This is a genomic window from Streptomyces sp. SID14436 (assembly GCF_010548465.1).
Classification (GTDB): domain Bacteria; phylum Actinomycetota; class Actinomycetes; order Streptomycetales; family Streptomycetaceae; genus Streptomyces.
On sequence record NZ_JAAGMD010000421.1, the window covers coordinates 21,072 to 27,071 of the forward strand.

At 71.0% G+C, this 6,000-nt stretch carries 6 protein-coding genes and 1 pseudogene; 4 read left to right on the forward strand and 3 right to left on the reverse strand.

What is annotated here, in order from left to right; all coding sequences use genetic code 11:
- Positions 1-939: 939 nt before the first annotated feature.
- Entirely contained in the window at positions 940-1,092 is a 153-nt protein-coding gene (locus G3I53_RS14420; protein WP_164337299.1) for a hypothetical protein, read from the reverse strand.
- Positions 1,093-1,641: 549 nt separating this feature from the next.
- Here G3I53_RS14420 and G3I53_RS14425 point away from each other — a divergent pair.
- From G3I53_RS14425 to G3I53_RS14440, 4 genes are all read left to right on the forward strand, one after another.
- The gene (locus G3I53_RS14425) at positions 1,642-2,607 is read left to right on the forward strand and encodes an ABC transporter substrate-binding protein (protein ID WP_343240621.1); all 966 of its coding nucleotides are present in this window, start codon (positions 1,642-1,644) and stop codon (positions 2,605-2,607) included.
- 65 nt (positions 2,608-2,672) lie between these two features.
- Positions 2,673-3,428, forward strand: coding sequence for an ABC transporter permease (locus tag G3I53_RS14430; protein WP_164337314.1), 756 nt, complete (start codon positions 2,673-2,675; stop codon positions 3,426-3,428).
- 47 nt (positions 3,429-3,475) lie between these two features.
- On the forward strand, positions 3,476-4,264 hold the full coding sequence (locus G3I53_RS14435) for an ABC transporter permease subunit (protein WP_164337312.1): 789 nt from the start codon (positions 3,476-3,478) through the stop codon (positions 4,262-4,264).
- Between the two features lie 53 nt (positions 4,265-4,317).
- On the forward strand, positions 4,318-5,163 hold the full coding sequence (locus G3I53_RS14440) for an ABC transporter ATP-binding protein (protein ID WP_239063893.1): 846 nt from the start codon (positions 4,318-4,320) through the stop codon (positions 5,161-5,163).
- A 91-nt stretch (positions 5,164-5,254) separates the two neighbouring features.
- Here the strand turns inward: G3I53_RS14440 and G3I53_RS14445 are convergent, their stop codons facing one another.
- Positions 5,255-5,626 (reverse strand): MazG-like family protein, encoded by a 372-nt coding sequence (locus G3I53_RS14445; protein WP_164337300.1) that lies wholly within the window; start codon positions 5,624-5,626, stop codon positions 5,255-5,257.
- Positions 5,627-5,693: 67 nt separating this feature from the next.
- Positions 5,694-6,000, reverse strand: a pseudogene (locus tag G3I53_RS14450) (RpiR family transcriptional regulator); the annotation flags it as partial.

Consider the following 6,000-nt stretch of genomic DNA (forward strand, 5'->3'; position numbering starts at 1 on the left):
GCCTTCTCACCGGCTACAAGAATGCCCGTGACGACGAGCACATATGGAAGGGCGAAGAGGATGGTGCGACTGGTGCGCATCGGGTTCACTGCTTCCTCTCCCGTCAGCGCGTAGCGGCCAGGTGCCGGAGACGCTGACGGACTGCTGTGAGGTTCGTTTCGGCCTGGGGGACGGGAATCTCTTGCAGTAGAGAGGCGATCTCCTCCACATCAGCCAGGGCTTGGGATCGGGGAAGGCGCCGCCAGCAGCCAACCGGGTTGCTGACGGCACGCACGGTGGACTTGAGTGTCGGGCCGAGGAGGTTGTTCCACGCCCTGGGGATGAAGATCCAGATCTGCAGAGCGTAACGGTCATCGCACATGAGCCACGCGATGTCGTCGCGAACGCTTCCGGCAGCCAGCGTGTACAGGTGAGTCGGGCCGTATTTCGTGGTCAGTTCGCTTATCAGTGCATCCGCGCTTGTAGCGGCCTCTGGAAAGCGCCCCTCTCTGGCGGTGACGCAGTTTCCTTCAAGCCGTTCCCGTTACGGCTCGGGTAGCGGCTCGTACGGACGGTCCGGAGCGAGAGGTTCGTCCCACGGTAATGGGACGGGGGTTGGGTGCTGGACGGGCCCGGTGGTGGGGTCACCTGGGTGTCCACCTGCGCAGCCCCCTGTGCCTTGGCCGAGTCGTCCGAGAGCGGTTCGCTGGTGCCGTCCCTGTTGACCTGGATAACCAGGGTGTAATGAGCCTGCTCATCATGGAGGACGGCGCGGAGGGGGCATCGAGAGCTGCGGCCTCCAGCTGGAGGTGGGAGAGGACGGCTTCGTTGAGCGAGGTGCCCGGAGGCGGGACGAAGAACTCGTCATCGATGAAGCACGTTCCGTCGGTGGTGATGCGAACCTGGACCATCGCGTCGGTGGCGTTCACGACGTCTACTCCTTCCTGTTCGAGAGAGGGGTCAGACCGTGCTGCTGCCGCCGGCGCCGGGGAATGCGGGTTCGGCCCAGCCCCGATAGCGCAGGCGCCAGGTGCCGTCGGTGATGTCCTTGCGGTGAACGATGCCGATGCTCCCGGCCCTCAAGACGTCGTTGCTGGCGCTGACGCGGACCACGCGTCGGCACCATGATCGCCCCCGCGTGCGAGCGCGGGGGTGCGCTACGGGGCGCGGGCCGGACTGAGGACCGGTTCGCGTCAGGAGCGCAAGCTGACACTGAAGTTCAGCCTGAAGGCGCGGCTCGCCGAAACGGCGGCCGCGGTCAATCTCAGACTCTCGCTCCAGTCTCAGCATTGCCGCCGATCGCCGGACCGACCGTGGACGGACAACGCCATCGGATGCGAGTTCGAATCTCGTCTGCGCCTCTTCCGCGGCGCGGTAGTTCAAAGGAAGAACACGACGGCTTGACGACTGATCCGTCCTCTTCAACGCGCCGGCGTGCGCATGTGGGTGGCATCCCCAGGGGCCCGGGAGCTGGATACGACTCCCGGGCTCCGCCACGTCCGGACGCGCTTCGAGCGAACTCCCGCTCGACGGCAGGCAGTCGGCCTGTTGTTGAAGACTGTCCTACTGATGGGTTGACCGGCCGGAGGGCTGCCCCTAGGTTCCCCGCATCAACGTCCGTACGGCCTGCGCACATTCACCGCGACTCATCCAGGAGGCCCTGTGCGTCGTCTGCCAGCCGGGTTCGTTGCCGTCATGCTGCTCGCCCTCACCGCGACGGCCTGTGGTTCCTCCTCGTCCGGGTCCTCAGGCACGCCCTCGGACGGCCTCACCACCGTGAAGGTCGGCGTGATCCCCATCGTCGACGTCGCCCCCGTCTACCTGGGGGAGAAGCAGGGCTTCTACCGCAAGCGCGGCCTCGACCTCACGCTGGAGACCGGCCAGGGCGGCGCAGCGATCGTGCCGGGCGTGGTCAGCGGCCAGTTCGCCTTCGGGTTCAGCAACACGACCTCGCTGATGGTCGCCCGGAGCCGCGACGTGCCCGTGCGGGCCGTCGCCAACGGTGTCGCCTCCACCGGGAAGGCCGGCGCCGACTTCGGCGGTGTCGTCGTCAAGGGCGACAGCCCGGTCAAGTCGCCGAAGGACCTGGCCGGGAAGAAGGTCGCGGTCAACACGCTGAAGAACATCGGCGACACCTCCGTGCGGGAATCCGTGCGCAAGGCCGGCGGCGACCCCCACAGCGTGCAGTTCGTGGAACTGGCCTTCGACCAGATGCCCGCCGCCCTGGACGCCGGGCAGGTCGACGCCGCCTGGGTCGTCGAACCCTCCCTCGCGGTCGTCAAGGAGCAGGGCGGCCGGGTCGTCGCCTCCAACTTCGTCGACGTCTCGCCCGACCTCACGATCGCCCTCTACTTCACCTCCGACAAGCTGGCCCGGCAGGACCCCGAACTGGTGGAGAAGTTCGCCGCGGCCACCCGGGAGTCCCTCGCCTACGCCCGCAGCCACCCGGACGAGGTGCGGGAGATCCTCTCCACCTACACCAAGATCCCCGAGAAGACGCTGCAGGCCATGACGCTCCCCGACTGGCCCGAGGAGCCGGACCGCGCCTCCCTGGAGCGGCTGGGTGAACTCGGGCGCCAGGACGGCCTGTTCGACGAGGCTCCCGACCTGGACACCCTGCTGCCGTGACCCGCACACCGGTGCGGACCGGCCCCCCGGACGCCCGCCGACGGGGGACCGGGCCGGGCAACGCCCTGCTCGGCCTCGCCGGGCTCTGCGGCTTCCTCGCCCTGGTCGAGGCGGTGCCCCGGCTCGGGTTCGTCTCCCCCGACCACCTTCCGCCCACCAGCGCCATCGCCGCCGCCCTGGTCGGGGAGATGTCCGACGCCGCCTTCTGGACCGCCCTCGGCGACACCCTGACCGGCTGGGCCCTCGGGCTGTTCATCGCCACCACCGCCGGCATCACCGCGGGCCTGGTGATCAGCGTCGTTCCGTATCTGCGGGAGGCGACGGCCGGCACCGTCGAGTTCCTGCGGCCCATCCCCTCGGTGGCCCTGATCCCCCTCGCCGTCCTTCTGTTCGGCACCGATCTGCGCTCCACCCTGCTGCTGGTCGTCTACGCCGCCTTCTGGCAGGTCCTCGTCCAGGTCCTGTACGGGGTCCAGGACACCGACCCCGTGGCCGAGGAGACCGCCCGCTCCTACGGCCTCGGCACCTGGGCCCGGATCCGCCATGTGCTGTGGCCGACCGCCCTGCCCTACGTCATGACCGGCGTACGGCTCGCCGCCGCCGTGGCCCTCGTCCTCGCGGTCACCGCCGAACTCGTCATCGGTACGCCCGGACTGGGCGCCCGCATCGCCGTCGCGCAGACCTCGCACGCCGTCCCCGACATGTACGCGCTGGTCGCCGTCACGGGACTGATAGGTGTCCTCATCAACGCGGGCGCGCGCGCCGTGGAGCGCCGCTCGCTGGCCTGGCACCAGTCCGTCCGGGGCGAGGTGACCCCGTGAACGACCGTGTGAAAAGCCCGCCGGCCCGTCGTCCGGCGGTCCTGCCCCTGCCTACCGCCCTCCGCACCGCCCTGCTGCGGCTGCTGCTCGCCCTCGGTCTGCCCGTCCTCCTCGTGACCGGCTGGTGGTTCGCCTCCGCCGGCAGCACCGACGTCTACTGGCCGCCGCTGCGCACCGTCCTGGAGACCGGCCGCGAGGTGTGGACCGCCGAGCGGATCGCCGCCGACGTGGTGCCCAGCATCACCCGGCTGCTCCTCGGCTACCTCGCGGCGGCCGTCCTCGGCGGGGCCCTCGGCCTCGTCATCGGCAGCTTCCCGCGCGTGCGGGCCGTCACGGAACCGGTCCTGGAGTTCCTGCGCGCCGTACCGCCGCCCGTCCTGGTGCCCGTCATCATGCTTTTCGCCGGGATCGGCGACACCATGAAGGTCGTCGTCATCGTCTCCGGCTGCGTCTGGCCGGTGCTGCTGAACACGGTCGAGGGCGTACGGGCCGTCGACGGTGTGCTGGCCGAGACCGCCCGCTCCTACGGCCTCGCGGGCCCCGCGCGCCTGCGCCACCTGGTCCTGCCGTCCGCGTCCCCGCAGATCTTCGCGGGGCTGCGGCAGGCGCTGTCGATCGGCGTCATCCTGATGGTCATCAGCGAGATGTTCGCGGCCAGCAACGGCCTGGGCTTCGCCGTCGTCCAGTTCCAGCGCGGTTTCGCCATCCCCGAGATGTGGAGCGGCATCCTGCTGCTCGGACTGCTCGGCGTGCTCCTCGCCCTGGCGTTCCGGGTCGTCGAACGCCGTGCCCTGGCCTGGTACCACGGCCTGCGCCGCTCCAGGAGGGCGTCATGACCGGCGACCGGACCGGCAGCAACCGGCCGCGCCCACCCGCGAAAGGACGGCACATGCTCGACGTGAGGGCGCTGCGGAAGGTCTACGAGGGACACGGCCGGCACGTCGAGGCGGTGCGCGACCTCACCTTCTCCCTGGACGCCGGTGAACTGGTCTGCGTCGTCGGCCCGTCCGGGTGCGGCAAGACGACCCTGCTGAAGTGCGTCGCCGGCCTGCTCGCACCCACCTCCGGCGAGGTCCTGCTGCGGGGGCAGCGCGTCACCGGGCCGCCGCCCGGGACGGCGGTGGTGTTCCAGGAGTACGGCCGCAGCCTCTTCCCCTGGATGCGGGTGCGCGACAACGTCGAACTGCCGCTGCGCCAGAAGAAACACCTGACCAGGGCCCGCCGCCGGGAACTCGTCGAACACGCCCTGCACGCCGTCGGCCTCGACGACACCGCGGGCGCCTACCCCTGGCAGCTGTCCGGCGGCATGCAGCAGCGCGTCGCCATCGCGCGGGCCGTGGCCCACGAGCCGGAAGTGCTGCTGATGGACGAGCCGTTCGCGGCCGTCGACGCCCAGACCCGCGCCGACCTGGAGGACCTGGTCCGCCGGCTGTGGCAGGAACTCGGCGTGACCGTCCTGTTCATCACCCACGACATCGACGAGGCCGTCTACCTGGGGGAACGGGTCGTCATCGTGTCGTCGTCCCCGACCGTCGTCCAGGAACAGCTGACCGTCGACCTCCCCGCCCGGCGCGACCAGCTCCACACCCGCGCGGACCCGCGCTTCACGGCACTGCGCACCCGGGTCTACGAGCAGATCCAGGCGGCGAAACGGGGCGGCCCGGCGGCTGCTGTACCGCTCCGGGCGGAGGACGACGACGGCGTGCGGCCACGGCCACTGGACAAGAGGCCCTGACGGCGCGGCGCCCCGCGTCGGCCAGGTCTGCTTCCGCTCGGACCGCTCGGACCGCTGAGGCCGCTTAGACCGCTCGGACCGCTCGGGCCGCTCAGACCTCGGAGGCGTCCGGCCGACGGGCGCCGAGCGAACGGCGGGTGACCTCCTCCAGATGCCGGGCGAACACCTCGGGGGCGGCCGGGGTGAGCGTGCGCAGCGCCACCAGGGCCGTGACGGCGACGTCGCACAGCTCCGAACGCACGTCGTCCCAGGTGTGCGTGGTGCCCTTGCGCGGATTCTGGCCGGTGGCACCGATCACCGCCTGGGCGACCTCGCCGACCTCCTCCGACAGCTTCAGGATGCGCAGCAGCAGCTCGTCGGGGCCGTCGACCGGCCGGTGGGTGTCGAGCCAGGCGCACAGCTTGTCGATGGACTCCCACAGGCCGGGCGGCGACGGCACGGGAGACGTCGGGTGATCGCTCATACGGCGAGCGTGGCACAGGGCACCGACAGCGCGGGCGGCACCGTCGGATACCCCCCGGGCCCGGGTGTCACTCCTCGAACAGCGCCTCCTGCTCGCCCTCCTTGGCCTTCCGCAGCCGCCGGCCCCGCGCCCCCACGACGGCCACCGTGGCCGCCGTGGTCACCGCGAACGCCACCGGCAGCATCCAGCCCCGGTTGACGGTGTGGCCGAGCGCCTCGTCGACGGAGAGCCGGCCGGGCCCCGTCACGGCGAGCCCGGCGGCCATCAGGCCGAGGGTCGCGGCGTACTCGTAGCCGCCCGCCTGGTTGAAGAAGCCGCTGGGCGCGTGCACGGCCGCCGCGCCCGCCATCGCCCCGGCGGCCGCGGCGCCCGCG

Excerpts from the sequence above, each read along its gene's own strand:
- G3I53_RS14440 (WP_239063893.1), top strand. The coding sequence starts at position 4,318 with ATGCTCGACGTGAGGGCGCTGCGGAAGGTCTACGAGGGACACGGCCGG.
- G3I53_RS14445 (WP_164337300.1), bottom strand. The coding sequence starts at position 5,626 with ATGAGCGATCACCCGACGTCTCCCGTGCCGTCGCCGCCCGGCCTGTGG.